Source organism: Microbacterium sp. MYb72 (assembly GCF_002979415.1).
Classification (GTDB): domain Bacteria; phylum Actinomycetota; class Actinomycetes; order Actinomycetales; family Microbacteriaceae; genus Microbacterium; species Microbacterium natoriense.
In genome coordinates, this window is the sequence record NZ_PCOT01000024.1 from 12,612 (window position 1) to 39,342 (window position 26,731).

Below are 26,731 nucleotides of genomic sequence, written 5' to 3' on the forward strand. Positions count from 1 at the left end.
GTTCCGACGGCGGCGACGCGCCTGATCCGAGAGGACGGCGCGCCGTGACTCCTTCCCTTTCCGTTCACCGCCGCACCGGCTCTGGGCGCCCTGTGGTGTTCCTGCACGGACTCGCGTCGTCCGGAGCCCTGGACTGGCCGGATGCCGAGTGGCAGGGCGTGCTCGGCGACCGATCGGCCCTCGTCGTCGATCTGCCGGCGCACGGCTCCAGCCCGGCGTCGGGGACGGCATCGACGTCACGGGTGCTCGACGCCATCGCGTCCGCGGTGGGCGAGGAGGAGGTCGATCTCGTCGGTTACTCGCTCGGGGCACGGCTGGCGTGGGATCTCGCGCGGCATCCGTCCGTGCGGGTCCGACGGCTCGTGCTCGGCGGACTCGCCGCTGGCGAGCCCTTCGCGCTGGTGGATCTCGCGGCCGCGCGCTCGGCCCTCGACGGGGGAGCGTCTCCGGCGGATCCGCTGACCGGGATGATCCTGCACATGGTCTCCCTGCCCGGCAATCGCGCCGGCGAACTGCTCGATCTGATCGAGGGGCTGGCCGCCGAGCCGTTCACCCCCGCGAGCGGGGGCCCGACGCAGCCCGTCCTGCTGATCGGCGGCGCCGAGGACGGCATGGCCGCGGGCATCGACGACCTCGCCGCGCTGCTGCCGGATGCCGGTGCGGTCCGGGTGCCCGGCGACCATCTCGCCGCACTGCACGCGCCGGAGTTCCGCGCCGCCGTGCGCGATTTCCTCGCGGACTGACGCGTGCGGATCGCGTTCGGGGCTCTCCCCATCCTCAAATTCCTACAACTGTAGACACTCCTTGCACCTGAGCGCATCCTGCGCATCCTCACGAAAGGCACTCACCATGACGAACACCCCCGACGCCGCACGGATCCTGGACATCGCGACGGGCTACATGGCCTCGAAGCAGCTCTTCGAGGCGAGCCGCATCGGACTCTTCGCCGCCGTCGCTGACGGCGCCGACACGGTCTCCGCGATCGCAGAGCGCTGCGGCGTGAGCGAGCGCATCGCCCGCATCCTCGCGGACGCGATGGCTGCGAAGGGGCTGCTCACGCGCGCCGACGGGGTCTACGGCGTGGCGCCGGATGCCGCGGCCTACCTCACCGGGGCGGACTCGGCGATCGACCTGGCGCCCTTCCTCACGTTCCTCGGCGAGATCAGCTACCCGCACTGGCTGCAGTTCTCGCACACGGTCGACACGACCGAGCCGGGCGACCTGCAGATGGACGATGCGCGCTGGGCGACGTTCATGGCCGGCGTGATGACCTACAACGCCCTGCACGCGCAGGAGTTCGGCCGCCTGGTCGACCTCGCGGGAGCCGCGAAGGCCCTCGACTTCGGCGGCCTCTCCGCCGGCTTCGCGCTCGCGGTCATGGCGCAGAACCCTGAGCTCCACACGACGTTCGTCTACGCTCCCGGATTCGAGGGCGGCATCGCCGAGGCGATCGAAGAGGCAGGGGTCGCCGACCGGGCCGTGGTCGAGGTCGGCGACACGGCGACCTCGACGCCGCAGGGCGAGTACGACGCGGTGTTCGCGAACCACGTGATCCACCGCTTCAGCGCCGAGGAGAACGCGCAGATCTTCCGCAACCTGCGTGCCGCCGCGCGGACGGGGGCGACGTTGACGGTGCTGGACTTCTTCCTCGACGACGACGCCGAGCAGCGGGGCATCGACGCGCTGCACGCGGGCGAGTACCTCGTGATCGACGGCACGGTCGTCTACCCCGAGTCCGAGGTGCGCGGATGGCTGACGGATGCCGGATGGCAGGTGCGCGAGAAGATCGCGCTCCCCGCCAGCCCGCGCGTGCTCGTCGCCACCGCGGTGTGAGTCTTCCCCGAGAGGGGAGCTGAGCTGGTCCGAGGGGGATCAGAGAGGCGGGCGGCACGCGAGAGCGTGTCGCCCGCCGTTTTCCTGGGGCGGGTGTCGTCGTCGCTGGCGCGTCGTCTCGTCGCTGCGCTCCTCGCTCAACGGCCGGGTCTCCTTCCGGGGTCGTTGAGCGAGCGGAGCGAGTCGAAACGCGGTGAAGGGTGCGCGGCCTCAGTCGCGGACGAAGACCGTGCGTCCTTCGACGATGGTCCTGGCGACTCCGATCGATGCGAAGGCGCGGCCGGGCTCGAGGGGATCCTCGTCGAGGACGGTGAGGTCGGCGACCATTCCCGGTTCGAGTGAGCCCTTCCACTCGGCGGCGCCGTCCTGTCGCGCGGCATCCGTCGTCATCCGGCGCAGCAGCGCCGTGCGGGTCGCGATGTCGTCCGAGCCGAGCAGATCGAGTGCGGCGTCGAGGCCGAGGCGCCAGTCGGGGGAGGCGATGGGCGCGTCGCTGGTGATCGTCGTGAGCACGCCCGACGACAGCATCTCGGCGAGCGGCCACGCCGCGGCGAGGCGCTCGGGGCCCAGCTGCGCTCCCGCCCAGGAGCGCGTGTGCGCGGCGATCATCGGCTGCACGGCGAAGCCAGCGCCCACGGCGCGCAGCCGCGCGATCTGATCGTGCGTCGCGAGGTCGCCGTGCACGACGTAGTGCGGCGCCCTCGGCGGGGCGGGCAGCTCCTCGAGGACGCGCAGGAACTCCTCGATCGACCGGTCGCCCGTGGCGTGCACGGCGACCTGCAGGCCGTCGCCAGCCGCGAGCTCGATCATGCGTCGGAAGGCCGCGAGCGGATCGTCGCCGCGGGTGAGGAGGTGGCCCGTCGATCCGTCGGCGTAGGGTTCGCACACCCACGCGGTGGCCATCGGGGGGATGCCGTCGGCGAAGATCTTGACTCCGGGGATCGAGAGCCATCGCGCGTCGGTCTCCGGCGCGGGGGAGCGGATGCCGCGTTCGAAGTCCGCGAGCGTGCTCTCGCCGTCGATCGTGCCGAAGAGCCGCAGCAGGGTGACCCGTGAGGTCTGCGCGCCCTCGCGGTGCAGGGCGACGTAGGCGTCGAGCATGTCGGTGCCGAAGCATCCGGTCTCGCCGTCGTCCTCGCCGGGGCCGATGCCCGGTTCGGTGTAGCTGGTGATGCCGAGTTCGGCGAGGAGGCTCCACGCGTGCCGCAGCGCGGCGCGGCGCTCGGCGGCGGTCGACACGAGGGCGCCGGACGGCTGATGCTCCGGCGGCGTGTCGGAGAAGAAGAGGTGCGGCCAGCGGGCTCCGAGCCAGGCGGCGTGCAGGTGGGCGTCGTTGATGCCGGGGACGACGGTGCGGCCGTCGAGCTCGACGGTCGAGGGGGCTCGCAGGGCCTCGGCATCCGCGTCGAGCGCGACGATGCGTCCCCCGCGGACGGCCAGGGCGGATGCCGTCGTGCCCGCGGCGTCGAAGGTGCGGATGCGTCCACCGCGGATGATCAGATCGGCGTCGTCGCCGGCGACTGTCGTACTCATTATTCCACCAGCGTAGACGAAAAGATTCCGCAGCGCGAGAGGATTCGCGAGGGTGTGTCGGCGGCGCGTACCCTGGTATCACCCCCGAAGCTCACCCGGCAATTCCGCGCGCCGGCGACCCCTCGGCGCGCCCACACAGATGCAAGGATGCAGATGACCGACGCACAGCGCGACGACTGGACCGCCCGAGAAGAACTCGCCGAGCGGATGATCCCCCTCATCGGCGCGCTCAAGCGCGAGCACGACGTGATCACGTCTCTGCACGGGCACCGCCTGCTCGGGCTCTCGGCCACGGGCATCGTCGAGGTGCACGACCGCGTCGAGCGGCTCGGCCACGCCCCGCTCGCCCTCGACGACACGCTCGCCGTGCTGGAGGCCGTGCACGCGCTGACCCCCGGCGCTTCCTCCCTCGACGTCGCCCGTCTCGCCGAGGGGCACGCGGACAGCGGCCAGGAGCTCAGCGCCTACCTCGAAGAGGTGCTCGCCCCCGCGGTCGGCGCCGTCGCCGCAGAGCCCACCGATGTCGTGCTGTACGGCTTCGGCCGCATCGGACGCCTGCTCGCGCGCATCCTCATCGCCCACACCGGCGGCGGCAGCGGGCTCCGCCTGCGCGCCATCGTCGTGCGCCGCGGTTCGGAGAACGACCTCGTCAAGCGCGCCTCGCTGCTCCTGCACGACTCGGTGCACGGACGGTTCGCGGGCTCCGTCACGGTGGACGAGGAGGCCGAGCAGATCATCGCCAACGGCACCCGCATCCAGGTGATCTACTCCGACGACCCCGGCGCCATCGACTACACGGCGTACGGCATCCACGACGCGATCGTCGTCGACAACACCGGACGCTGGCGCGACGAGGCCGGTCTCTCGCAGCACCTGAACTCCACGGGCGTGGCACGCGTGCTGCTCACCGCACCGGGGAAGAGCCCGCTCAAGAACATCGTGCACGGCATCAACGACGGCGTCATCGACGACGCGGACCGCATCCTGTCCGCCGCATCCTGCACCACCAACGCGATCACGCCGGTGCTCGCCGCGATCGACGAGGCCTACGGCGTGGTCAAGGGGCACGTCGAGACGGTCCACTCGTTCACGAACGATCAGAACCTCATCGACAACTTCCACAAGGGCGACCGTCGAGGTCGCTCCGCCGTGCTCAACATGGTCATCACGGAGACCGGGGCCGCGAAGGCCGTCGCCAAGGCGCTGCCGCAGCTGGAGGGCAAGCTCACGGGCAGCTCCATCCGCGTTCCCACCCCCGACGTGTCGCTCGCGGTGCTCCACCTCACGATCGCGCGCCCCGCCACGAAGGACCAGGTCAACGACTACCTCCGACGCGTCTCCCTGCACTCGCGCCTGCGCCAGCAGATCGACTACGTGGAGTCGCCAGAGGTGGTCTCGACCGACTTCGTGGGCTCGCACCGCGCCGGGATCGTCGACGGCCTCGCCACGATCGCCGACGAGGACACGCTGATCCTCTACGTCTGGTACGACAACGAGTTCGGATACTCCTGCCAGGTGATCCGCGTGCTGGAGACGATGGCGGGGTCGCACCCCGTCGTGCTGCCGGCGCGCCGCACGGTGACGCTCGAGGGCTGAGCGGGCGGATGTCGGCGCCGCACGGCAGTATGGGGGCATGACGCCCAGCGCCCTGCTGTCCGAACGGCTCCGCTCCCACAGGCTCACTGCGCCCGCGCGCACCGTGACGGATGCCGCCTCGCACATGCTCGCGGTGCAGGGTCAGGAGTTCCTCGCCGGTCGGTGGGCCCTCGGCATCCGCACGAGCGGGGCGCCCGCGCTCTCCGCGGTCGACAGGGCCTTCGCGCGCGGCGAGCTCGTGCGGTCGTGGACGATGCGGGGGACGCTGCACATCATCCCCGCCGCCGACCTGCGCTGGGTGCTCTCGGTCACCGGCGAGCGGCAGCGCAAGCAGGTCGCGGGCAGGCACCGGGAGCTCGGCATCGACGGGGAGATGCTCACCCGCGTCGGAGGGGCGCTTCGAGAGCGCCTCGCCGACGGCGGCAGAACGCGGGCGCAGCTGCTCGACGACATCGCGGCGCTGGGCATCGACCCGTCGGCGCAGCGCGGAGTGCACCTCATCGGCGCGCTGTGCGTCGACGGCGTCCTCGTGCAGGGGCCGGTCGTCGCGCGCGACGGAGCGGTCGGACGTGAGCAGCTGTTCGTGCTGGCCGACGAGCACCTGCCAGATGCCGCCGCGCCGGACGACCCGCTGGCGGAGTTCTTCGTGCGGTACATCGACGGCCACGGCCCCGCGGGCGCCGCGGACTTCGCGTGGTGGTCGGGGCTGACCCTCGGCGCGGCTCGCGAGGCGGTCGAGCGCGCCCGGCATCGTGTCACCGAGGTCGAGGAGGGGCTCTTCGTCTCCGCCGTGCGGCCGCGCCGTGGTCGCGGGGTCGATGACGCCGAGCTGCGTGCACTGCCGATGTTCGACGAGTACTACATCTCCTACGCAGACCGCACCCCTGTCGCCGATGCCGACGCCATGGCCCGCATCGGCCCAGGCAAGAACGGGATGGTGAGGGCGAGCCTGCTCGCGGGCGGGCGCATCGCCGGAGCATGGACCCACTCCGCCGCCGTGGGGCGGCACCGCGATGCGCCGATCGCCGAGCCCTTCGACGCCGCGCTCGATCCGGATGCCGTCGCCGCGGCGCTCACCCGGTACGGCGACTTCGTCGCCCGCTGACCTCTTCGCGTCGACGCGTCGTCAGGGCTCACTCGTCGGCGTGCCGCCCGAGGAAGTTGTAGACCTCGTTGTCGTCGACACCGGGGAAGGCGCCGCGGGGGAGCGGCGAGAACATGTGCGTGTGCACGCGGGCGCTCGGCCACGCCTTGCCGCTCCAGCGCTCAGCGAGGTCGGACGGGGGCCGGCGGCAGCACGCCTCGTCGGGGCAGGTCGAGACGGCGCGGTCTGCGGTCTCCCGCCCGCGCCACCAGCGCGCGTCGTCGAAAGGCACGCCGACCGTCACCGAGAACTCGCCGTCGGTCGCTGAGCCGGTCTGCGTGGAGCACCAGAACGTCCCGGAGGGGGTGTCGGTGTACTGGTGGTGCTCCGTGGTGCGGTTCTGCTGCGTGAACGCACCGCGCGCCTGGAACTTGCGGCACACGCGCTGCCCCTCGACGGCGCCGGTGACGTCCATGGGCAGCGGCAGGTCGTCGTTCTCGTAGACGCGGGTGATCGCGCCGTTCGCCGCGACGCGCAGGAAGTGCAGCGGCATCCCCAGGTGCTGCGTGAGCAGGTTCGTCATCCGCATGCCCGCCGCCTCGTGCGTGACGCCGAACGCGTCGCGGAAGTCCTCGACCGCGAGGTTGCGGTCCTTCTTCGCCTGCTGCAGGAAGGCGACGGATGCCGTCTCCGGCATGAGGCAGCATGCCGCGAAGTAGTTGATCTCCAGGCGCTGCTGCAGGAAGTCCGCGTAGTCCGTGGGGGGCGTGTGGCCGAGCAGTCGGTGGGCCATCGCCTGCAGGGCCATCGACCGCAGGCCGTGACCGCCGGGGATGGACGCAGGGGGCAGGTAGATCCGTCCGTTCTCGAGGTCGGTGACCGACCTCGTCGAGTGGGGGAGATCGGTCACGTAGATGAGCTCGAACCCGAGCTTCTCGGCCATGATGCTCACCGTGCGGTGGGTGAGCGCGCCCTGCACGTGCCCTGCGGCCCGCAGATGCTTCTCGGCGAGCTTCTCGATGTCGGCGAGGTAGTTGTGCTGGGCGCGCATGCGCAGGCGCAGCTCGGTGTTCGCCCTGCGCGCCTCCTCGGGGGTCGCGATGGCCTCGCGCTCGCGGCGCTGCAGCTCGCGGTGCAGCCCCAGCAGTGACTCGATCGTCTCGTCGCTCATGCCCTTCGTGACGCGGACGGGTGCGATGCCCAGCTGGCGGAACACCGGGCTCTCCTGCGCGCGCTCGAGCTCGATCTCCAGGGCGGCGCGGCGGTTCGGCGGCTCTCCCGAGATGAGGTCGGTGACCTCGGTGCGGGTGGCCTGCGCGATCGCCTGCAGCAGGGAGAGCTTCGGCTCGCGCTTGCCGTTCTCGATGAGGCTCAGCTGGGAGCCGGCGACGCCGACCAGGGCGCCGAGCTCATCGAGGGTGTAGCCGTTCTCCAGCCGGTGGTGACGGATGCGGTGGCCGAGGGTCGTGAGGTGGATGCCGGAGGTCGCCATTCCTTGATCCTATCGAAAGAATTGAGATTCTTATCGCCCGATTCGTCAGAAAATCGCCCTCAACCCAGAAGAAGATGGATGCAACGCCCCCCACTCAAAGGAGCAGCAGTCATGGCCATCGCCGAAGTCTTCACCCCTCGAGCAGCATCCGTCGCCCCCGCGCGCACGTTCGGGACGGCGCCGACCTACGACACCCCCGCGATGGCGGAGCTGACCGCCTGGGTCGACGAGATCGCCGCTCTCACGCAGCCCGACAGCATCCACTGGGTCGACGGCTCGCGCGCCGAGAACGACCGGCTGCTGCGCGGACTGGTCGACGAGGGCAAGATCATCAAGCTCAACCCCGAGTGGCGCCCCGGCTCCTACCTCGCCCGCTCGCACCCCAGCGACGTCGCCCGCACCGAGGGCCGCACGTTCATCTCCTCCGAGCGCGAAGAGGATGCCGGCCCCACGAACAACTGGGCCGCCCCCGCCGAGATGCGCGAGAAGATGACCGAGATCTTCGAGGGATCGATGCGCGGTCGCACCATGTACGTCGTGCCGTTCTCGATGGGCCCGGTCGGCGGCCCGCTGTCGCACATCGGCGTCCAGGTCACCGACAGCGCCTACGCCGTCGCCTCGATCGGCATCATGACGCGCGTCGGCGACGCCGTCACCCGCCAGATCGCCGAGGGCGCGCCGTGGGTCAAGACGGTCCACTCCGTCGGAGCCCCGCTCGAGCCTGGACAGGCCGACGTCGAGTGGCCGTGCAACGAGGAGAAGTACATCGTGCACTTCCCCGACACACTCGAGGTCTACTCGTTCGGCTCGGGCTACGGCGGCAACGCGATCCTCGCGAAGAAGTGCTTCGCCCTGCGCATCGCCTCGGTGATCGCCCGCGACGAGGGCTGGCTCGCCGAGCACATGCTGCTCATCCGCGTGATCGACCCCGCGGGCACGGCGTACCACGTGGCCGCGGCGTTCCCCTCCGCCTGCGGCAAGACGAACCTCGCGATGCTCCGCCCGACGATCCCCGGCTGGAAGGTGGAGACCCTCGGCGACGACATCGCGTGGATCCGCCCGGGTGAGGACGGCCGCATGTGGGCCATCAACCCCGAGGCCGGCTTCTTCGGCGTCGCACCCGGAACCGGCGAGTCGACCAACGTCACCGCGGTCGAGACCCTCTGGGGCAACACGATCTTCACGAACGTGGCGCTCCGCCCCGACGGCGACGTCTGGTGGGAGGGTCTGACCGACGAGGCGCCGGCGAACCTCATCGACTGGGAGGGCAACGAGTGGACGCCCGACTCCGGACGCCCCGCCGCGCACCCGAACTCGCGCTTCACGGTGTCGGCCGCGCAGTGCCCGCAGATCTCGGAGGACTGGGAGGCGGCGGTGCCGCTCGACGTCATCCTCTTCGGCGGACGCCGCGCGAGCAACGTCCCGCTCGTCGTCGAGGCGACCGACTGGACGCACGGCGTGTTCCTCGGATCGAACATCTCGTCCGAGCGCACGGCCGCCGCCGAGGGCACGGTGGGCGAGCTGCGCCGCGACCCGTTCGCGATGCTCCCGTTCTGCGGATACAACATGGCCGACTACTTCGGGCACTGGCTGAAGGTCGGACGCACGCTCCGCTTCGACCGCGCGCCGCGGATCTTCCAGGTCAACTGGTTCCGCCGCGGCTCCGACGGCCGGTTCCTGTGGCCCGGATTCGGCGACAACTCGCGCGTCATCGACTGGATCATCCGCCGCATCTCCGGTGAGGTCACCGCGGTGGACAGCCCCATCGGCCGCCTGCCCCGCACGGAGGACCTCAACCTCGACGGACTCGACGTCCCCGAGGCCGACCTCGAGGAGCTGTTCTCGGTCGACGCCGAGGCGTGGAAGACCGAGGCCGACCTCACGGAGGCGTTCTACGACACCTTCGGCGACAAGCTGCCCGCTGCGCTGCGCGCCGAGCTGGCATCGCTGCGCTACAGGCTGTCGAACGCCTGACACAGACGGGGCGCCGCCATCGGGGGATACGGCGCCCTCCTTTGCGCCAAGGCGGGATGCTCGAGACGAACCCATGGCTGAGTGGTCTCCGGCATCCCGCCTTCGCGCATGCGGAATCCCCGGACCGGGGAGTTCACGGCGATAGGGTCGTGATATCCGCGGTCCGCGCGGTGCTGCCGGGGGAAGTGCGATGCGTCGAGGTCTGATCGGGGGCGGCGTCCTCGCCGTCCTGTGGTTCTTCTGCGGCTGGCTGCCGTACGTCTTGTCCGGGGCGGGCGGGAGCCTGGCGACGCTCGGGCAGCTGCTCCCGTCGCCGATGCGATGGGGCATGTTCGGGAGCCCCGTGGGCTGGGCGATCGTCGAGCACGTGCTCACGCTCGTCGTGCTCGTCGGCGGGTTCGCGCTGCTCGCGTCCTGGTTCTCGACGAGCAGGGAGTCGACGGCGACGGGACGCACCGCTTTCGCGGCCGCCTGGCTCGCCGCGGTGCTGACGGCCTTCGCGATCGGCGCCGCCCTGGATCTGGGCAGCGTCGCGTCGGCGATCAGCTGGTCGGGTATCAGGGGCGCCGCGGGGAGCACGGGGTTCACGATGTCGACCACCTGGTGGGCGGCGCTGGTCGGCTGGCTCCCCGCTCTGATCTTCCTCAAGGCAGGGCGGGGGCGGGAGGCGGATGCCACCCCTGCCGAACGTCTCCGGTCGCGGAGCGTGGTGCTGGCGGCCGTCGTCGCGGTCGCGCTGGTCGCGCTGCCCGTCGCGGCCGAGGCCGGGAGCAACGCGGCGCAGGAGCAGCTGAGACAGGACCAGGCCGCGGCCGAGGTCGAGGCTCAGGAGCTGGCCGATCCCGACGGCGCCGCTCCGCGAGACCCCGATGCGCCGGGCGAGCCGGTGCCGGCAGCAGCCCCGGCCGAGGGGGCGGCCCCCGACGGCGCGTGCACAGCGGAGGACACGTTCTTGACCGCCCCGGGGACCGACGCCGCGACCGGGCATCGCGGTCAGTGGATCCAGCTCGTGAACGTCTCCGAGGAGCCGTGCGTCGTCGAGGGCTATCCCGATGTCGCGTACGGCGACCAGAACGGGCATCTGCTCGACGTGATCGTCGAGCACGGGGGCGCGTTCATGGCGCAGGACCCTGGACCCGCACCCGTCACCCTCCAGCCCGGCGAGGCGGCCTCCGCCGTCATCGGCTGGGACGCGAACTCGGTGAACGGTCAGCTCGCCGCCCGCAGCGTGTGGATCGCCGTGCGTCCGGGGGAGCTGCGGTCCGCCACGGACATCTCACTCGACATCATCCCCGGTGCGACCGTGCACGTGACGGCCTGGCAGATCGCCGCTCCTTCCGGGAGCTGAGCCGACCGGCCGAGCTGTCCGGCTGGGCACCGACCGACGCGGCAGTCCGCGTTCGGCGGCGTGCGCCGGCCGGACTCAGGCCAGCAGCTGGTGACGGGCGAGGTCGCGGTACAGGGGAGTCGACTCGACCAGCTCGGCGTGCGTGCCGGTGCCGGCGACCACGCCGTCCTGCAGCACGATGATCTGGTCGCTGTCGACGACGGTCGACAGTCGGTGCGCGATCACGACCAGGGTGCGGTCCGTCGAGACCGCGTCGATGGCCTCGCGCATGCGCTGCTCGTTCACGCCATCGAGCGACGAGGTCGACTCGTCGAGGAGCAGGATCGGCGCGTCGGTGAGCAGCGCCCGCGCGATGGCGAGACGCTGGCGCTCGCCGCCGGAGAGCATCACGCCGTCCTCGCCGACGGGGGCGTCGAGACCGAGGGGATCGCGCTCCAGCACTTCGCCGAGGTTGACCGCGCGCAGCACACGCTCGCAGTCGGCGTCGGATGCCGTCGGGGCCGCGAGGCGCAGGTTGTCAGCCAGCGTTCCGGCGAGGGTCGGGGCGTCCTGCTCGACGTAGCCGAACTGCGCGCGCAGCTCGTCGCGCGGATAGGTGCGGGCGTCGTGTCCGTGGAGTCGGATCGACCCTCCGGTGGGGTCGTAGAAGCGCTCCAGCAGCGAGAGGATTGTGCTCTTGCCGGCGCCGCTCGGGCCCACGAGAGCCACGCGGGCGCCGCGGGGCACCGTGAAGGACACGCCGCGGAGGACCTCGCGGGAAGGTGAGGGCGCCGGGTCGTCCGCCGACTCCAGGTGCGCGTCGGCGAGCAGGGTCCGCGCCTCGCGCGCGGCCTTCTCCCGAGCGGCGACGACGTTCTCCGGGTAGCGAAAGCGCACGTCGCGGAACTCGACGGCGGGCGCGGCGGCATCCGTCTCTTCGCGGGGGACGGATGCCGCGATGGCCTCGTCGTCCTGCGTCTCGGTCGGCAGGTCGAGGACCTCCTGGATGCGTCCGAGCGCGCCCAGCGCCTGGTTCACCGACGTGATCGCGCCGAACGTGGTGGCGAGAGGCATGACCAGCATGAAGAGGAACATGATGAAGGTGATCAGCGAGGCGATCGTGATCGTGCCCGCCGCGACACGGAAGCCGCCGACTCCCAGGACCACGAGCAGCGAAAGCTGCAGGGCGATGCCGGCGATCGGCACGACGAGCGAGGAGATCTTCGCGATCCGCACGCCGATGCCGTACGCGTCGGCGGCGAGTGCGGACACGTTCTCGGTCTCGCGCTCGGTGGCGCCGGAGGCGCGCACGGTGCGGATCGACCCCACCGCACGCTCGACGCCGGAGGCGAGCTCGCCCACCTTGACCTGCTGCGCGGTGGACGCGGTGCGGATCCGTCCGCTCAGGGCCACGACGACGATGACGGACACGCCGATCACGATCACGATGAGCAGCAGGAGCAGGGGGTCGATCAGCAGCATCGCGATCAGGGCGCCGACGAACAGGATCGCGCTCCCGACGGCATCCGCGAGTCCCTGCGTCAGCACGGCGTAGAGGAGCGTGGTGTCGGTGCCGACGCGCGAGACGAGATCGCCGGTGCGGCGGGCGTCGAACTCGCTGATCGGCAGGTGCAGGATGCGGGCGATGAGCTTGCGGCGGCTCGAGTGGACGACCGCGGTGCCCGTGCGCTGGAGGAGGTAGTGCTGGTAGCCCGAGATGATCGAGGAGACGACGACGAATCCGATGAGCAGCCAGATCAGGATGCCGAGGCCCCTGTTCGACTGCACGGCCTCGATGACCTGGCCGACGAGGAGCGGCTGGACGAGCGAGGTCGCGGCGCCGAAGACGCTGAGCACGGCGACGACGATCAGCGTGCGCTTGTGCTCGAAGAGGAAGGGGAGGAGCTGGCGGAACGTGGCGCGGGGACCGTCGTGCGGCGCGCCGCGTCCGCGTCGGCGTGTCGTCGCCGTGCTGGACATGCGGAACCTCGATCTGAGAGGGGTGGGTACTTCGACCGTACTTCGTGTCGATGCGGTTTCTGTGGATGGGCTGTGTGGCCGGTTCAGCTGCGGCCGAAGCGGCGGTGCGCGGCCTGCTTCGTGACGCCCAGCGCGCTCGCGATCGCCTGCCAGGAGTAGCCGAGATTGCGGGCCTTGCGCACCTGCGCCTCCTCGGTGCGCGCGATGTCGAGGCGGAGCCCCGCCAGGCGGTGCAGCTCGGCCAGAGGTTCTGCCCCGTCTTCGGAGACGGTGGATGCCTTCACCATGATCCACGACCTTTCCGTCAACGATCATTGACGTTCATCCTGATCGAAGAGACGAAGAATGTCAACATGAATTGACGACAGGTCCGTCCCCTCCGACAGAGCGGCCGGGCACCGGGCGCCGAGCCTTCGCCTCGATAGGATGAGGCATCCGGAAGCCGCGTGAACCCGCACGGAACGGCGACCGGCCACCACCCGCCGATGGAGTCCCCGTGGCCACGATCGACCCCCGACGTCTGCTCGTCCTGCGCGCCTTCGTGCTCTCGGACTCCGTCACCGCCACGGCGGCCGCACTGCACCTCACGGCATCCGCCGTCTCCCAGCAGCTCGCCGCGCTCGAACGGGAGGTCGGTCAGCAGCTCATGGTGCGCACGGGACGCAAGCTCGCGCTGACGCCCGCCGGACGCATCCTCGCCGAGCACGCGGAGGAGATCAACTCCCGCCTCAAGATCGCCGAGGCGGAGCTCGCCGCGCACTCCGGCGGCCTCCTCGGGCAGCTGCGCATCGGCGCGTTCCCGACCGCGATCAGCTGGGTCGTCGCCCCCGCGATCGTGGAGCTGCGCCGCAACGCCCCTGGCATCGACGTCAAGGTCGTCGACGCCGAGGCGCACATGAGCCACCGCATGCTCATGCGCGGAGACATCGACGCCACCGTCAGCCTGGAGTACGAGTCCGACCCCGAGCGCGATTCCCCCGACATCGTGAAGTTCCCGCTCTACATCGAGCGGTTCAAGGCGGCGGTCCCGCACAGCCACCCGCTCGCCTCATCCGACGGCGTGGAGCTGACGCAGCTCATCGAGGACGGCTGGATCATGCCCTCTCCCGGAAACCCCTCGCGCACCATGGTGCTGCAGGCGTGCGCGGAGCTGGGGTTCCACCCCACGATCACGCACGTGTCTGACGACTACCGCGCCGCGGTCTCGCTCGTCGCCGCCGAGGCGGGGGTGTGCCTGGTGCCGGAGTCCGCACTGTCCGCGCGGGACGCAGAGTGGGTGACGATCCTTCCCACGCAGGGGATCGCCCCGCTGCGCAAGGTCATCATGACCACACGTCGCGACAACCAGGGGCACCCGGTGGTGCGCGCGGGCCTCGACGCGATGCGGACCGTGCTCGCCGAGCCCGACTCGGAGATCCACGGTCCGCTCGCGCGTTCCGACACGTTCAGCGTGGAGTGACCGACCCCGTCGACGGAGCGTTCTCGCGGAGGAACGCGTCGACGTGCCGGTGGTACTCGACCGGCTTGTCGCGGCGCACGCAGTGGTGCGCCCCGTCGATCACGACGATGTCGAATCCGGGAGCGACCGCGGTGAGGCGCTCACGGGAGTGCTTGTCGACGATCACGTCGCCGGTCCCGGTGACCAGCAGCGCGGGCACCCCGGTCGGTCCGACGGTGATCTGGCGGGCCGTGGGGGTCCAGATCCGGCGCTTCTCGTGCACGCGCTGCTCCATGTAGGCGATGTCGACCGCCTTCATGGCCTCGGCGAGGGGCCGCAGCTCCTCCTCGGGCCAGTGCGGCTTCTGGGCGCGCTGCATCTCGACGAGCTCGTCGACGGTCGCGGTGTCGGCGAAGTCGAACGGGTCCTTCTCGGTCTGCTCCACGCTGAGCCACGGGTTGGGGCCGGCCTCCGGCACCCACCACGGCGGATCCTCCAGCACCACCCCGGCCACCAGATGAGGCGCGTCGGCCGCGACGAAGGCGGCGATGCGCGCGCCCATCGAGTGCCCGACGATCAGCGTCCGCCGTCCCGTCTCCTCGAGGATGTCCTCCAGGATGTCGATCGCGTCCTGCACCATCACGTCGGTCGACGGCACGCCCTCGTGCTCGGGGAGGCGTCCGGGCGAGCGGCCGTGACCCCGCGCATCGGGGGCGACGATGTGGAAGTCGTCCCCCCAACGGTGCACCGCATCCCCGTAGCAGGCGCCGGACTCGACGGCGCCGTGCAGGATCAGGATGACGGGAGCCTCTTCGGCATCCCGTCCGAACTCTCGGACGAACAGGTCAGTACCCACGTGTCCTCTTTCTGTCTCGTGCCGGGCCGGCTTCTGGCCGAACCACGGCGTCGTGGTCATTCGGTGAGTCATGGTCACGATCGTCGCACGTGCGCCCGATCGTGCGCACGGGGGCGTCGTCATGAGTCGGGAGCTCCGCCTCCGGCGTCGCGTCGACGAGGGACTGCGTGTACGGATGCTGCGGCGAGCGGAAGATCTCGTCCGACGGCCCCGTCTCGACGATCCGCCCGCGGTTCATGACCGCGACGCGATCGCTGTAGAGGCGGATCACGGCGAGGTCGTGGCTGACGTGCAGGAACGAGATCCCCTGATCGCGCTGCAGGTCGGCGAGCAGGTTGAGGATCTGCGCGCGCACCGAGACGTCGAGCGCCGAGGTCGGCTCGTCCGCGATGATCAGGGCGGGCTTGAGCGCGAGCGCCCTGGCGACCGCGACGCGCTGCAGCTGTCCGCCCGAGGCCTCGTGCGGGTAGCGCTCGAGGTAGTCGGAGCCCAGCCCCACCGAGGCGAGCAGGTCGATCAGCTCCGCCGTCGAGGTCGTCTCGCCGTGCGCGCGGAACACGTTCTCGAGCGTCTGCCGCACGGTCTGCCGCGGATTCAACGAGGCCAGCGGATCCTGGAACACCATCGCGACGTTGCGCCGCAGGCCGCGGAGGCCCTTCGCGCTGAGCTGCGCGATGTCCTGCCCGTCGGTGACGACGGAGCCGGAAGTCGGAGCGATCAGTCCGTTCGCCATCCGCGCCAGGGTCGACTTGCCCGACCCCGACTCGCCCACCAGCCCCAGCGCCTCGCCGCGGCCGACGTGCAGGGTGACGCCGTCGACCGCGAGCACGGTCTTGCGGTTCCTGGCGAACACGCCGCCCGTGCGGTAGCGCTTGGTGACGTCCGTCATCACGAGGATCGGTTCGCTCATCGGGCGGCCTCCTGCAGGTCGGGGAGACGATCGAGGTGGCACGCGGCGCGGTGCAGGCCGTCGGTGCGCGCGCCCCGCACGGTCGGCGCCGGCAGTTCGGTCTCGCAGCGTCCGTCGAGCCGCGCGGCGAAGGCGCAACGGGGAGCGAAGGCGCACCCGGCCCCTGCGTCCCGCAGCGACGTGGGGACCCCGGGGATCGCGCGGAGCCGCGCCCGCTCGCCCTCGGCGTCGAGACGCGGGGTCGCGGCCCTGAGCCCCGCGGTGTACGGATGGGCCGGCCGTTCGAAGATGTCGCGCAGGGTCCCGTACTCGGCCTCGCGCCCTGCGTAGAGCACGAGCACATCGTCGGCGGCGCTCGCGACGACCCCGAAGTCGTGGCTGATCAGCAGCATCGCCATGCCGTACTCGTCCTGCAGGCCGCGCAGCAGCGCGAGGATCTGCGCCTGCACGGTGACGTCGAGGGCCGTGGTCGGCTCGTCGGCGATCAGCAGGGCGGGGCGGTTCACCAGCGCCATCGCGATCACCGCGCGCTGGCGCATGCCGCCGGAGAACTCGTGCGGATAGCGTCGGGCGCTGTCGGCGGGGTTCGGGATGCCGACGCGGTCCAGCATCTCCACGGCGCGAGCGAGCGCGGCGCGGCGGGAGACGGAGGAGTCGTGGAGCCGCACCGCCTGCACGATCTGCGCCCCGATACTGAGGTAGGGGCTCAGCGCCGAGAGCGAGTCCTGGAAGACCATCGCGACGTCGGCTCCGCGGATCCGGCGCAGCGCCCTCTCATCGGCGGTGAGCATCTCGCGACCCGCGACGCGGATGCTGCCGCGCGCGCTCGCCGCCGGAGGCAGGAGCCGCATGATCGAGCGGCCCGTGATGGTCTTGCCCGAGCCGGACTCGCCCACCACGGCGAGCGTGCGGCCCTTCTCGACCGAGACAGAGAGGCCGCGGACGACGTCGACGTCGGCGCCGCCCAGGGCGAAGGAGATGGAGAGGTCGTCGATCTGGAGCACGGGTTCAGGCACGGCGGATCCTCGGGTCGAGAAGCGGCATGAGCATGTCGGCGAGGAGGTTGCCGATGATGATGAGGAAGGCGGAGAACAGGGTGACCCCGACCACCAGGCTGAGATCCGACTCGTTCACCCCCGCGAGCAGGAGGTCGCCGAGGCCGTGCAGGCTGAACACCTTCTCGGCGATCACCGAGCCGCCCAGCAGCGCGGCGACGTCGAGGGCGAACATCGCCACGATCGGGATCATCACGCCGCGGACGGCGTGCGCGTTCACACGGCGGGGCGATGCGCCCCGCGCGGTCATCGCGACCAGGTGGTCGGAGGACAGCTCGCCGAGCAGCTGGGTGCGCGTCACCCTGATGTAGCCGGCCGCCAGGATGATCGACAGCACCATCCACGGGCCGATCAGATGCCAGGCCCACTCCCACGGCGACTCCGAGATCGGGACGAACCCCGAGTAGGGGAGCGCGTTCAGCATGAACCCGAACACCTGCACCACGAGCAGGCCCACGAGGAACGTCGGCACGGCGAGGCCGAACATCGCGAAGCCGGCGGAGAACCTGTCGATGAGGCCGCCCTTGCGGATGGCGGATGCCGCGCCGAGGCCGACGCCGACGAGGAGGCAGAGCACCGCGGCGCCGAACGTCAGCGACAGCGTCACGGGAAGGCGCTCGACGATGAGCGTCGTCACGTCGCTCTGGTTGGGGAACGAGTACCCGAAGCAGGGGGCGGCGCAGTGCACCTGCTGCGAACCGGAGCCGTAGGTGCGGCCGACGAACAGCCCCTTCACGAACTCGACGTACTGCCAGAGGACTCCCTTGTCGGTCTGCATGTAGGCGCTGACCTTGGCGAGGGTGTCGGCGGGGCAGGGCTTGCCGCACATGGCGCGAGCGGGGTCGCGCGAGGCGCCGAAGAAGAGGGCGATCGTCACGAAGGCGATCGCGAGGAGCATGAACACCGCGGTGAACAGGCGGCGGGAGATGTAGCCGATCATGATGCGTCCTCCGTGCGCACATCGAGGACGTCGCGGAGCGCGTCTCCGGCGAGAGTGGCCCCGAACACGATGCAGAACACCACAGCGCCGGGGAAGACCATGTACCAGACGTCGGCGCCGCTGTAGATCCAGGGGAGGGAGTCGGACAGCAGCTTGCCGAGGTCGGGGACGTCGCCGCGCAGGCCGACGCCGAGGAAGGAGAGACCGGCGACCATGCTGACGTTCGCCGGGAGGGACATCGCGAACAGCACGACGACGAGTCCGAGGAGGTGGGGGAGCATCTCCCGGCGGATGATCTGCCAGGGCGGCGCACCGGTGGAGCGTGCGGCCTCGACGAACGCGCGCGCGTTCACGGCTCCGGCCTGGGCCCCGATGATCCGGGCCGGCACCGTCCAGCCGAAGAACGCGAGCACGAACACGAGCACCAGCTCCCGGGGGAACTCCGGGGGGACGATCACCATCACGGCGATCACGAACATCAGCCCGGGGAAGCCGAACATGAAGTCGATCACCCGTCCGGCGACCGCGTTGAGCCAGCCGCCGAAGTAGCCCATCGCGGTGCCGAGTGCGGCCGCGAAGACGATCGAGATGATGCTGGCCGCGAAGGCGATGAACAGCGAGGAGCGGATGCCGTAGACGATCTGCGCGAACAGGTCGATGCCGGTCACCGGGGCGACGCCGAGCCAGTGCTCGGCGCTCACGCCGCCGAGGGGGCCGAGCGGCCGACCGCCGTTCGGGTCGAGGAGATCCGTGTGGAACGAGTACGGGTCCTGCCCCTCGAGCGCGACGAGAACCGGCGCGAGCAGCCCGGCGAGGAGCGGGATCGCGAGCATCACGAGTCCGATCACCGCCGAGCGCTTCCGGGTGAAGCGGCGGAGGACCGACGGGCGTCGGCCCTCCGCGCGCTTCGTGTCGACCAGGGTCATGGTGCTCACTCGGAGATGCCGACGACCAGCTCGTTCGCGAACGGCGGGTAGGCGGGGATGAAGTAGTTCACGATGTTCGATCCGGCGAGAGCCTGGGTGCGCTGCACCAGGATCGGGACGATCGGAGCGTCCTCCATGATCTGCCTGTCGATCGCGGCCCACATCTCTCCGGCCTTGTCGAGGTCGGGCTCGGAGATCGCGGCGTCGATCGCGGCGTCGACATCGGGGTTCGAGTAGTTCGAGGCGTTCCCGCCGCCGTTCCCGATCTCGCTGGATGCGAACAGCGGCTGGATCGTGCTCATGCCGCTCGGGAAGTCGGCTCCCCATCCGCTCGTCGTCATGTCGTAGTCGCCGCCCCCGGAGGAGACGAGCTCGTACCAGGTGTCGGAGTCGAGGCCGTTCAGCTCGACCGTGATCCCGGCCTTCTCGAGGGAGTTCTTGATGCTGAGGGCCTCCTTCTCCTCGATCGCGCTCACATCGGTCGGGTAGGTGAGGCTCAGCGTGAGATCGGTGACGCCGGCATCCGCCAGGAGCTTCTTGGCCTTGTCGACGTCGCCCTTGTCGCCGCCGTCGTAGAGGTCGAACTCCTCGTAACCCGGCATGCCGGGCGTCATGATCGTGGAGCTGATCTGCCCGCCGAACTTCGGTCCTCCGTAGACGCTCTGCACCTCGGCCTTGTTGAGGGCGAAGTTGATCGCCTGGCGGACGCGCACATCCGCCAGCTCGGGGCTCTTCATGTTCAGTGCGAGGTAGCGGAAGTACCCGGAGGGGCCGTTGGCGAGGCGGTCAGAGATCGAGGGGTCGGACTCGATGCGCTGGAACTGGGACGGCGAGATCAGGGCGTTGCTGATCGCGTCCTTGTCATCGCCCTTGTCGTCGATGAGGCGCTGCACGATCGTGTCGTTGTTCAGACCCATGTCGACGACGATCTTGTCGGGGCCCGCGAAGCGCACGTCGTCGGTCTTCTCGTCCCAGTGCGGGTTGCGCTCCAGCACGGCCTGCGAGCCCTTCGAGTACTCGGTGATCATGTACGGGCCGCTGGCGACGGGGTGCTCGCCGTAGGTCTCCGGCTCCGTGTCGGCGGCGGCCGGCACCGGCGCGAACGCGGGCATGCTCACGATCCACGGCCAGTTGCCGAACGGGCGGTTGAGGTGGAACACGATCGTCTGGTCGTCGACGACCTCGATCGAGTCCAGCTCCTCGCCGTCGTAGGGGCCCTCGTAGTCCTCGGCGCCGACGAGCAGGGTCTTGTGGTAGCCGAGGCCGCCCTGGAACATCGGGGCGAACGACCGCTCGACGCCGTACTTGACGTCCGCGGCGGTGATCGGGGTGCCGTCGGAGAAGAGGAGATCGTCCTTGAGCGTGAAGGTCCAGGTCTTCCCGCCGTCGTCGGTGGTGCCGGTGTCCGTCGCCAGGTCGGGGGTGAGGATCGTCTCCTTGTCGGGGAACGTCTGCCACGAGGTGAGTCCGCGGTGGACCCAGCGCAGGCGGCTCGTGGGCACCATCTGCGCGTTCGCGGTCTCCCACGACTCGTTCGCACGACGGGAGAGGTAGTGCAGGGTGCCGCCGGTGGGGACGGACTCCATCGCCGTCGCCGTGCCGTCGGACGTGGACTCCGTGGGTCCGGAGTTCGCATTGCACCCGGTCACCACGAGGGCGACGACGAGCGCGAGCCCTCCGAACAGCACTTTCCGAGATCGATTCACCATTGATCGCGCTTCCTGTGAGGCGGTCCCCCATCGGGTCGGGGGCGAGAGTGGTCTCTCAGGAATGCAGTCTGTCGGCGCGTCTGCGACGGCGTCCATCGAGCAGTTCTGCACGTGATCTGTAAGAAGAACTTAACGATCGCAGGCGTTCGCCGAGATGACTCGAGGCGGGCACGGACAGTGCGACGTGGCTCGGGTCCAAGAATAGTCGATCAGGCCGTTCTTGGCCAGAAGAAGCCCGCCGGAGTGCGGAGGCGGCCGTGCTGAGACAGACTGGGCGGATGCTGTCCGCTCCGAAGCTCACGTCCGGCGACAGGGTCGCCGTGCTGTCCCCGGCCTTCGCCGCGCCCGCGGTCGCGCCCGCCCTGCACGAGCAGGCGATGAGCCGTCTCGCGACCCTCACCGGGCTCGTCCCGGTGGAGTATCCGACGACGAGGCTCCTCGACGCGACGCCCGAGGCGAGGGCCGCCGACGTCAACGCGGCGTTCGCCGACCCGAGCATCCGCGCGATCCTCGCGACGATCGGCGGAGACGATCAGATTCTGGTGGTGCCGCACCTCGACGCCGCGCTCGCGACGGCGGATCCGAAGCCGTTCGTCGGATACAGCGACAACACGAACATCCTGAACTGGCTGTGGACCCACGGCGTCCGCGGATTCTACGGCGGCTCGACCGCGGTGCACCTCGGCCCCGGTCCCGCCGTCGACGACGTGCACCTGCGTGCGCTGCGCGCCCTGCTCCTCGACGGCGGGACGCTCGAGATCACCGAGCCGGGGGAGTCGGAGGACGTGGGGCGGCGCTGGGCCGATCCGCGCGCGCTCACCGAGTACGGAGATCGCGTGCCCACCGAACCGTGGACCTGGGCGGGCCCCGCCGCGCGGGTGGTGGGGCGGACCTGGGGCGGCTGCCTGGAGTCGATCGACGGTCTGGCGTTCCTCGGGCGTCTGCCGCAGCCGCACGAGCTCGAGGGCGCGATCCTGCTGCTGGAGACGAGCGAGGAGCGCCCGCCGGCCGGCTGGGTGGCGCGCTGGCTGCGCTACCTCGGCGAGCTCGGCATCCTCGGCACCGCCGCGGGCGTGGTCATGGCGCGCCCTCCCGTGAGCGACTTCGAGTTCCGGCCGACGCCCGGTGAGGCGAAGGCGCTGCGCGACGCTCAGCGCGACGTCGTGATCGACGTTGTCGGACGATACAACCCCGATGCCGTCGTCTGCGTCGGCGTCCCGTTCGGCCACACCCGTCCGCAGTGGATCCTGCCCTACGGCGGGACGATGGTGCTCGACGGCGCCGCGCGGACGATCACTGCGGACTACTGAGACGGACGACGGAGGGCGGCGCACCCGTGCGGTGCGCCGCCCTCTCTTCGCCCCCCTGCTCAGGGCTGGGCGACGACGCCCAGATCGGCGTCGTAGTCGTGATCCTTGGTCTCGGGGGAGAGGATCAGGGCGATGAACGTCAGCACGCCCATTGCGGAGAGGTACAGGCCGACGAGCCACGGCGCGCCGCCCGCCCACTCCCAGAGTTTGAGCGCGATCAGCGGCGCCACCGCGGCGCCCAGGATCGACGACACGTTGTACGAGATCGCGGAACCCGTGTAGCGGACGTTCGTGGGGAACAGCTCGGGAAGGAGAGCGCCCATCGGGCCGAAGGTCGCCCCCATGAGCATGAAGCCGAACACGAGGAAGGCCTGGGTCAGCGCGCCGGTGAACTTCGGATCGAGAGCGGGCAGCAGGAAGGCGTTGAACGTGAGGCCGAAGACGATGATGACACCGGTGACCCAGAGCAGCAGCTTGCGGCGCCCGACGGCATCGGCGATCGGCCCCGACAGCAGCGTGAAGATGCCGAAGAACACGACGCCGATGATCTGCATCAGCACGAAGTCCGTGTATCCGAAGCCCAGGCCGGGGTAGAACTGCGCGGCGAACGCGGTGGCGTCGAACGGCTTGCCCGTCGCCTCCGCTGCGGCCTGCGCGGCCGCGGATGCCGTCTCCAGATCAGCCGCCTTGGTGCCGTAGGCGAGGGTGAAGTTCGTCATCAGGTAGAACAGCACGTACGTCGCCAGCATGATGAACGTGCCGAGGATGAGCTGCTTCCAGTGGTGGCGGAATACGGTCGCGAGCGGGAGCTTGCGGATCGCGCCCTTCTTCTCGGCCTTCTTGAAGGTGTCCGACTCGACGAGCTTCAGGCGCACCCACAGGCCGATGATGACCATGACGGCCGAGAACAGGAACGGGATGCGCCAGCCCCAGGAGAGGAACGCCTCGGATTTCAGCGCCGGGTTCTCGGAGTGCGGCAGCATCCAGTTGATGCCGAGGAACAGGAAGTTGGCGATGATGAAGCCCAGCGGGGCGCCCAGCTGCGGGAACGTGCCGTACCAGGCGCGCTTGCCCGCCGGGGCGTTCTCGGTCGCGACCAGTGCGGCTCCCGACCACTCGCCGCCGAGTGCGAAGCCCTGCGCGAGACGCAGGAGGAGCAGCAGGAGCGCCGCCCACCAGCCGATCTGCTGGAACGTGGGGAGCAGCCCGATCACGAACGTCGCGATGCCCATCGTGAGGAGCGAGGCCACGAGCGTCGCCTTGCGGCCGAACTTGTCGCCGAAATGACCGAACACGACCGCGCCGATGGGGCGGGCGACCATGGCCGCGCCGAATACCGCGAAGGAGGACAGCAGGGAGGTCGTGTCGTTCCCGGTCGGGAAGAACAGCACGGGGAACACGAGCACGGCGGCCGTCGCATAGGCGTAGAAGTCGTAGAACTCGATGGTCGTTCCGACGAGGCTCGCGGTGATGACCCGTGAGCGCGGGTTCGCCGGCGCGGTGGATGTGCTCAAGATGTTCCTCCGATCATCGCCCCATGCGGAGCACGTCGGAGTATACGCTTTCCTGAGCGTCGGCTGGGTGACCGGCCGCTCACTCCTCGGTGACGCCGAGCGAGAGGCCGGGCAGGAAGTCGGCGGTGGGGGAGAGCAGCTGCTCCAGCTCGAGCACGACGAGTCGGTTCTCCCCGGAGCGTGTCGCGGGCGACGGCGCATAGAGCGTCCGCTGCGGGCCGTTGCGCCAGTACCGCCCGAGGAAGAATCCGTTGAGGAACGCGTATCCCTTGCTCCACGCCGCAGTGTCGACGAAGAGGTCGGCCGGCTCATCGAGGTCGAACGCCGCGGTCCACGCCGAAGGTCCGGCCGTGCTCGTGCTCGTGGTCAGGGGCAGGTGCGCGGCGATCTGCGCCACGTCCAGCGGCGTGGACGCCCAGCCGACGAGGGGCGACCCCTCCAGCGTCACGGCGCCGATGAGGCCCTTCCGCTCGCCGAGGCGGTGGTCGTAGTTCACCCGACCCTGATCCTCGACGAGGATGCTGAGCACGCGTCCGTCGGGGATCGCGATGGTCTGGTCGTGACGGGTGCGGGCGAGCGTTCCGACGGGCACGCCGTCGACGTTCACCCAGGCGAGGTCGCGCACGTCGTCGAGGCGGAGCACGCCGCCGCGCCCCTCGGGGAGGTCGACGTCGTACCGGACGAGCGCGCTGAGGTGCGAGAGCTCCTCGAAGGACGCGGGGGCGTCGGTGCGGACGGCGGATGCCGGAGCATCCGTCCAGGAGCCGGCGGGGTCGAGGGCGACGGAGAACGTCGGAGCGTCGCGGCGCGCCGCGGGCAGCTCGTCGGGCACCGGCGCGTGCTTCGCGATGACGTCACGGAAGGCGAAGAACTTCGCGGTGGGCTGTCCGGCCTCGTCGAGCGGCGCGTCGTAGTCGTAGGAGGTGACGAGGGGAAGGTAGCGCCCCTTGTCGTTGGCCCCGTTCGTGAGGCCGAAGTTCGTGCCGCCGTGGAACATGTAGATGTTCACGGACGCCCCGGCCGCGAGGAGCGCATCGAGGTCGGATGCGGCGGCCTCCGTGCTCGTCACGTGGTGCACGCCGCCCCACCAGTCGAACCAGCCGTCCCAGAACTCGGAGCACATGAGCGGTCCGGTCGGCTGATGCCGACGGAGGGTGGCGAGCCGCTCGACGCTGCGCGAGCCGAACGACGCGGTCTTGTGCAGCCCGGGCAGGCTGCCGTCCTCCAGCATCTGGGCCGTGGGCTGATCGACGGTCGTCAGCGGGACGGTGATCCCGGCATCCCTCGTGACCTCGACGAGAGCGCGGAGGTACTCCTTGTCCGAGCCGTAGGCGCCGTACTCGTTCTCGATCTGGACGAGCACGACGGGTCCGCCGCGGTCGATCTGCCGGGGAGAGACGATCTCGTACACGCGGCGCAGGTACGCGCTCACATCGGCGAGGTAGGCCGGGTCGGACGACCGCAGCGCGGTGCCGTCGGCGGTGAGCCAGACGGGGAGTCCGCCGTTGTGCCACTCGGCGCAGATGTAGGGGCCGGGGCGGACGATGGCGTCCAGGCCCTCAGCGTGCACGAGGTCGAGGAATCCGCCGAGATCGTTCCAGCCCGTCGCGTCCCAGTCGCCGCGCCGCGGCTCGTGGGCGTTCCAGGCGACGTAGGTCTCGATCGTGTTCAGCCCCATCAGCCGCGCCTTGCGGATGCGGTCCTGCCACTGGTCCGGGTGCACGCGGAAGTAGTGGATGGCGCCGGAGATCACCTGGTGCGGGCGGCCGTCGCGGAGGAAGTGGTCGTCGCCGATGGAGAAGCTGGTCACGATGAAGTGCTTTCGATGAGAGGGCGGGCGCGCCGTGCGGCGCGCCCGCCCCGGGTGTTACTTGTTGACGGAGAAGCCCTGGGCGTTGCCGTACTCGACCAGCGCGTCCTGCCAGGCGGTGAGGCCCTCGTTCAGGTCGGTGCCGTTCTGGTACGACTGGCCGACGGTGTCGCCGAAGATGCTGTTCGCGTAGACCTGGTAGGGCAGGTAGTGCCATCCCTTGACGACGCTCTTCGCGGCATCCGCGAGCACCTCGTTGATCTTCTGGCCGCCGAAGTACTCCGGCGCCTCGCTGAGGAACTCGTCGCTGGAGAGCTCGGCGTTGGTCGACGGGAACCCGCCGGACTCGAGGAAGATCTTGATGCTGTCCTCGGAGTTGTTCAGCCACCACAGGAAGCCCGCGGCGAGGGCCGGGTTCTTGCTCTGGGTGGTGACGGCCTGACCGCCGCCGCCGTTCTCCGCGCTGGCGGCGGAGCCGTCGTAGGTCGGCATCGGGGCGACGCGCCAGTCTCCCGAGCCGTCAGGGGCGCCGGAGATGAGGTTGCCCGGCATCCAGGCGCCGATGATGAGGGTCGCGATGCTGCCGTCGCCCAGGCCGCGGAACCACTCGTCGCTCCAGCTGGAGGTGGGGGCGACGAGGCCCTCGGAGACGAGGCGGTTCCAGTTCTCGGTCCACTTCTTCGACCCGGCGTCCTGGAGGTCGATCGTGACATCGGTGCCCTCTGTCTGGAACGGCGTGCCGCCGGCCTGCCAGATCATCGAGGTCGCGAAGCCGGCGTCGCCGGTGTCGTTGGTGATGTACGCGTTCGGGTTCGCCGCGTGGATCGCCTTGGCGGCCTCGTAGTACTCGTCCCACGTGGTGGGGACGGCGATGCCGGCGGCGTCGAAGACGGACTTGTTGTAGAACAGGGCCATGGGGCCGGAGTCCTGCGGGAGGCCGTAGATCGCCTTGTCGCTGGTCACGGAGCCCCAGGTGGATGCCGTGTAGTCGTCCTCGAAGTCGGCGAAGCCGTACTGCGCGAGGTCGACGAACGAGTCCGTCAGCGAGAACTGCGGGAACGCCTGGTACTCGATCTGCACGACGTCGGGGGCGCCGGATCCGGCCTTGATGGCGTTCTGCAGCTTGGTGTACTCGTCGTTGTTCGTTCCGGCGTTGACCAGGTTGACCTTGACGTTGGGGTAGGCCTTCTCGAACGCCTCGACCTGGGCCTCGGCGGAGGGCGTCCACGACCAGTAGGTGATCTCGCCGCCCTTCTCGAGTGCGGCCTTGACGGAGTCGAACGTGCCGTCGCCTGCGGCGCTGCCGCCGCCGTCGGAGGCGCCGCCGGCGGAGCAGCCGGCGAGGGCGATGGCGGCGACGGTGCCGGCCGCGAGCACGGCGAGGGCGCGCCGCACCGCGGGTGAGGGAAGGTGCTTCATTGCTGTGTCCTTTCGGGAGGTGGTC

The 26,731-nt window shown here is 70.3% G+C and carries 21 protein-coding genes; 8 read left to right on the forward strand and 13 right to left on the reverse strand.

Annotation, left to right across the window (positions count from 1 at the left end; all coding sequences use genetic code 11):
* Positions 1-44 precede the first annotated feature (44 nt).
* Both CQ047_RS13495 and CQ047_RS13500 read left to right on the forward strand, forming a co-directional pair.
* A complete protein-coding gene (locus tag CQ047_RS13495; RefSeq protein ID WP_105676113.1) occupies positions 45-743 on the forward strand; it encodes an alpha/beta fold hydrolase in 699 nt (232 codons plus the stop codon).
* Positions 744-849: 106 nt separating this feature from the next.
* Positions 850-1,833 (forward strand): methyltransferase dimerization domain-containing protein, encoded by a 984-nt coding sequence (locus CQ047_RS13500; RefSeq protein ID WP_105676115.1) that lies wholly within the window; start codon positions 850-852, stop codon positions 1,831-1,833.
* Positions 1,834-2,043: 210 nt separating this feature from the next.
* On the opposite strand, the gene CQ047_RS13505 is transcribed toward CQ047_RS13500, so the two are convergent.
* Entirely contained in the window at positions 2,044-3,366 is a 1,323-nt protein-coding gene (locus tag CQ047_RS13505) for an amidohydrolase (protein ID WP_105676117.1), read from the reverse strand.
* A gap of 147 nt (positions 3,367-3,513) precedes the next feature.
* On the opposite strand from CQ047_RS13505, the gene CQ047_RS13510 reads away from it, so the two are divergent.
* A complete protein-coding gene (locus tag CQ047_RS13510) occupies positions 3,514-4,962 on the forward strand; it encodes a glyceraldehyde-3-phosphate dehydrogenase (protein WP_105676119.1) in 1,449 nt (482 codons plus the stop codon).
* A 37-nt stretch (positions 4,963-4,999) separates the two neighbouring features.
* Positions 5,000-6,067: a winged helix DNA-binding domain-containing protein gene (locus CQ047_RS13515; RefSeq protein ID WP_105676121.1), complete on the forward strand. Its 1,068-nt coding sequence runs from the start codon at positions 5,000-5,002 to the stop codon at positions 6,065-6,067.
* A 28-nt stretch (positions 6,068-6,095) separates the two neighbouring features.
* Here the strand turns inward: CQ047_RS13515 and CQ047_RS13520 are convergent, their stop codons facing one another.
* Positions 6,096-7,538: an XRE family transcriptional regulator gene (locus CQ047_RS13520; protein WP_105676123.1), complete on the reverse strand. Its 1,443-nt coding sequence runs from the start codon at positions 7,536-7,538 to the stop codon at positions 6,096-6,098.
* A 111-nt stretch (positions 7,539-7,649) separates the two neighbouring features.
* Here CQ047_RS13520 and CQ047_RS13525 point away from each other — a divergent pair, with 111 nt between their 5' ends.
* Positions 7,650-9,512 (forward strand): phosphoenolpyruvate carboxykinase (GTP), encoded by a 1,863-nt coding sequence (locus CQ047_RS13525; RefSeq protein WP_181155939.1) that lies wholly within the window; start codon positions 7,650-7,652, stop codon positions 9,510-9,512.
* Positions 9,513-9,702: 190 nt separating this feature from the next.
* Positions 9,703-10,860 carry a DUF4232 domain-containing protein gene (locus CQ047_RS13530; RefSeq protein WP_105676125.1) on the forward strand — a complete coding sequence of 386 codons (1,158 nt, stop codon included), beginning with the start codon at positions 9,703-9,705 and terminating at the stop codon, positions 10,858-10,860.
* A 75-nt stretch (positions 10,861-10,935) separates the two neighbouring features.
* On the opposite strand, the gene CQ047_RS13535 is transcribed toward CQ047_RS13530, so the two are convergent.
* A complete protein-coding gene (locus CQ047_RS13535; protein ID WP_105676127.1) occupies positions 10,936-12,819 on the reverse strand; it encodes an ABC transporter ATP-binding protein in 1,884 nt (627 codons plus the stop codon).
* 83 nt (positions 12,820-12,902) lie between these two features.
* Entirely contained in the window at positions 12,903-13,106 is a 204-nt protein-coding gene (locus tag CQ047_RS13540) for a transcriptional regulator (protein WP_105676129.1), read from the reverse strand.
* A 209-nt stretch (positions 13,107-13,315) separates the two neighbouring features.
* Between CQ047_RS13540 and CQ047_RS13545 the strand changes: the two genes are divergently transcribed.
* Positions 13,316-14,278 carry a LysR family transcriptional regulator gene (locus tag CQ047_RS13545; protein WP_105676131.1) on the forward strand — a complete coding sequence of 321 codons (963 nt, stop codon included), beginning with the start codon at positions 13,316-13,318 and terminating at the stop codon, positions 14,276-14,278.
* Here the strand turns inward: CQ047_RS13545 and CQ047_RS13550 are convergent.
* The 6 genes from CQ047_RS13550 to CQ047_RS13575 are packed head-to-tail and all read right to left on the reverse strand — an operon-like array spanning position 14,265 to position 20,632.
* Positions 14,265-15,113, reverse strand: coding sequence for an alpha/beta fold hydrolase (locus CQ047_RS13550; protein WP_181155940.1), 849 nt, complete (start codon positions 15,111-15,113; stop codon positions 14,265-14,267). The two genes, CQ047_RS13545 and CQ047_RS13550, sit on opposite strands and share 14 nt — an antisense overlap.
* A complete protein-coding gene (locus tag CQ047_RS13555; protein ID WP_105676135.1) occupies positions 15,103-16,023 on the reverse strand; it encodes an ATP-binding cassette domain-containing protein in 921 nt (306 codons plus the stop codon). Before CQ047_RS13555 ends, CQ047_RS13550 begins: the two co-directional genes overlap by 11 nt.
* Entirely contained in the window at positions 16,020-17,039 is a 1,020-nt protein-coding gene (locus CQ047_RS13560; RefSeq protein WP_105676137.1) for an ABC transporter ATP-binding protein, read from the reverse strand. The genes CQ047_RS13555 and CQ047_RS13560 overlap by 4 nt, the downstream gene beginning before the upstream one ends.
* Entirely contained in the window at positions 17,032-18,018 is a 987-nt protein-coding gene (locus CQ047_RS13565; protein WP_105676139.1) for an ABC transporter permease, read from the reverse strand. The genes CQ047_RS13560 and CQ047_RS13565 overlap by 8 nt, the downstream gene beginning before the upstream one ends.
* Complete coding sequence (locus tag CQ047_RS13570) at positions 18,015-18,944, reverse strand: ABC transporter permease (protein WP_223587476.1); 930 nt, start codon at positions 18,942-18,944, stop codon at positions 18,015-18,017. The genes CQ047_RS13565 and CQ047_RS13570 overlap by 4 nt, the downstream gene beginning before the upstream one ends.
* 5 nt (positions 18,945-18,949) lie before the next feature.
* Positions 18,950-20,632 (reverse strand): ABC transporter substrate-binding protein, encoded by a 1,683-nt coding sequence (locus CQ047_RS13575; protein ID WP_219844626.1) that lies wholly within the window; start codon positions 20,630-20,632, stop codon positions 18,950-18,952.
* A gap of 299 nt (positions 20,633-20,931) precedes the next feature.
* On the opposite strand from CQ047_RS13575, the gene CQ047_RS13580 reads away from it, so the two are divergent.
* Complete coding sequence (locus CQ047_RS13580; RefSeq protein WP_181155941.1) at positions 20,932-21,963, forward strand: S66 peptidase family protein; 1,032 nt, start codon at positions 20,932-20,934, stop codon at positions 21,961-21,963.
* Positions 21,964-22,022: 59 nt separating this feature from the next.
* Here CQ047_RS13580 and CQ047_RS13585 read toward each other — a convergent pair whose 3' ends face one another.
* From CQ047_RS13585 to CQ047_RS13595, 3 genes are all read right to left on the reverse strand, one after another.
* The gene (locus tag CQ047_RS13585; protein WP_105676145.1) at positions 22,023-23,477 is read right to left on the reverse strand and encodes an MFS transporter; all 1,455 of its coding nucleotides are present in this window, start codon (positions 23,475-23,477) and stop codon (positions 22,023-22,025) included.
* A gap of 79 nt (positions 23,478-23,556) precedes the next feature.
* The gene (locus CQ047_RS13590) at positions 23,557-25,287 is read right to left on the reverse strand and encodes a beta-galactosidase family protein (RefSeq protein ID WP_105676147.1); all 1,731 of its coding nucleotides are present in this window, start codon (positions 25,285-25,287) and stop codon (positions 23,557-23,559) included.
* A 57-nt stretch (positions 25,288-25,344) separates the two neighbouring features.
* A complete protein-coding gene (locus CQ047_RS13595; RefSeq protein WP_105676149.1) occupies positions 25,345-26,706 on the reverse strand; it encodes a sugar ABC transporter substrate-binding protein in 1,362 nt (453 codons plus the stop codon).
* Between the last annotated feature and the right edge of the window lie 25 nt (positions 26,707-26,731).

What these genes read in the sequence shown, in the direction of transcription:
- CQ047_RS13500 (WP_105676115.1), top strand. Translation starts at nt 850, where the DNA reads ATGACGAACACCCCCGACGCCGCACGGATCCTGGACATCGCGACGGGC.
- CQ047_RS13505 (WP_105676117.1), bottom strand. Translation starts at nt 3,366, where the DNA reads ATGAGTACGACAGTCGCCGGCGACGACGCCGATCTGATCATCCGCGGT.
- CQ047_RS13510 (WP_105676119.1), top strand. Translation starts at nt 3,514, where the DNA reads ATGCAGATGACCGACGCACAGCGCGACGACTGGACCGCCCGAGAAGAA.
- CQ047_RS13515 (WP_105676121.1), top strand. Translation starts at nt 5,000, where the DNA reads ATGACGCCCAGCGCCCTGCTGTCCGAACGGCTCCGCTCCCACAGGCTC.
- CQ047_RS13520 (WP_105676123.1), bottom strand. Translation starts at nt 7,538, where the DNA reads ATGGCGACCTCCGGCATCCACCTCACGACCCTCGGCCACCGCATCCGT.
- CQ047_RS13525 (WP_181155939.1), top strand. Translation starts at nt 7,650, where the DNA reads ATGGCCATCGCCGAAGTCTTCACCCCTCGAGCAGCATCCGTCGCCCCC.
- CQ047_RS13530 (WP_105676125.1), top strand. Translation starts at nt 9,703, where the DNA reads ATGCGTCGAGGTCTGATCGGGGGCGGCGTCCTCGCCGTCCTGTGGTTC.
- CQ047_RS13535 (WP_105676127.1), bottom strand. Translation starts at nt 12,819, where the DNA reads ATGTCCAGCACGGCGACGACACGCCGACGCGGACGCGGCGCGCCGCAC.
- CQ047_RS13540 (WP_105676129.1), bottom strand. Translation starts at nt 13,106, where the DNA reads ATGGTGAAGGCATCCACCGTCTCCGAAGACGGGGCAGAACCTCTGGCC.
- CQ047_RS13555 (WP_105676135.1), bottom strand. Translation starts at nt 16,023, where the DNA reads ATGAGCGAACCGATCCTCGTGATGACGGACGTCACCAAGCGCTACCGC.
- CQ047_RS13565 (WP_105676139.1), bottom strand. Translation starts at nt 18,018, where the DNA reads ATGATCGGCTACATCTCCCGCCGCCTGTTCACCGCGGTGTTCATGCTC.
- CQ047_RS13570 (WP_223587476.1), bottom strand. Translation starts at nt 18,944, where the DNA reads ATGACCCTGGTCGACACGAAGCGCGCGGAGGGCCGACGCCCGTCGGTC.
- CQ047_RS13580 (WP_181155941.1), top strand. Translation starts at nt 20,932, where the DNA reads ATGCTGTCCGCTCCGAAGCTCACGTCCGGCGACAGGGTCGCCGTGCTG.
- CQ047_RS13595 (WP_105676149.1), bottom strand. Translation starts at nt 26,706, where the DNA reads ATGAAGCACCTTCCCTCACCCGCGGTGCGGCGCGCCCTCGCCGTGCTC.